Source organism: Kocuria atrinae (genome assembly GCF_039531425.1).
GTDB lineage: Bacteria > Actinomycetota > Actinomycetes > Actinomycetales > Micrococcaceae > Kocuria > Kocuria atrinae.
On record NZ_BAAAQA010000045.1, the window covers coordinates 1 to 1,184 of the forward strand.

1 protein-coding gene is annotated in these 1,184 nt (G+C 61.4%); it reads left to right on the forward strand.

Translation table 11 applies throughout. From position 1 onward, the window contains the following. Window positions 1–8: 8 nt before the first annotated feature. On the forward strand, window positions 9–1,184 hold a 1,176-nt coding region (locus tag ABD283_RS14315), incomplete at its 3' end, for an IS481 family transposase (RefSeq protein ID WP_344225602.1).

Here is a 1,184-nt window from a genome sequence, read left to right on the forward strand (position 1 = left end):
GCTCGAGGATGTCGAAGGCACGCCTGGTCATCACCGCAGTCATCGTGGAACACCGCAGCGTCAGCGAGGTCTCCCGCACCTATGGAGTCCACCGCTCCTGGATCTACCGGCTACTAGCCAGATACCGCGCCGAGGGCGAGAAAGCCTTCCAACCACGCTCCCGCCGGCCACGCACCAGCCCCGCAGCCACACCTGAGTCCACGGTCAAAACCATCACCGGTATCCGCCAACAGCTCGTGGCTAGCGGTGTCGATGCCGGCCCCGACACGATCGTTTGGCATCTGGCCCATCACCACAACATCACCATCTCCGCAGCCACCGTGGCCCGGATCCTCACCAAAGAGCACCTAGTCGCCCCGGCACCAAAGAAACGACCCAAATCCTCCTACGTCCGCTTCCAAGCAGATATGCCCAACGAGACCTGGCAATCAGACTTCACCCACTACCGGCTCACCGACGGCACCGACACCGAAATCATCACCTGGCTCGATGACCACTCCCGCTACGCACTGCACATCAGCGCCCACCCACACATCACCGGACCGATCGCGCAAACCACCTTCCTCCACACCGCCGAAAACCACGGCTACCCCGCCTCCGTGCTCACCGATAACGGGCTGGTCTACACCACCCGCTTCGCTGGCCGCGGCCACGGACGCAACGGTCTAGAAACCGAACTCGCACGCCACTCAATCACCCAGAAGAACTCTCGACCCAACCACCCCACCACTTGCGGCAAAGTCGAACGCTTCCAACAAACCATGAAGGCCTGGCTCACCCGCCAACCCCATCAACCAGACACCATCACCGAACTACAAACCCTGCTCAATACCTTCGCCACCATCTACAACCACCACCGGCCCCACCGATCCCTGCCTCACCGAGCGACCCCAGCGACCATCTACAACGCTCGACCCAAAGCCACCCCGACCACCACGACCAACGACCGGCACTACAGAGTCCTTAACGACAAAGTCGACAAACACGGGAAACTCACCCTGCGAGTCAACGGCAAAATGCACCACATCGGAATGGGCATCGAAAACGCCCGAACCCCCGTACTCAAACTCGTCGACGACCTCCACCTACGCGTTATCAACGCCGCCACCGGTGAGCTCCTGAGAGAGCTCACCATCGACACCACCCGCAACTACCAACCCCTCGGACGACCCCCAGGACCACCA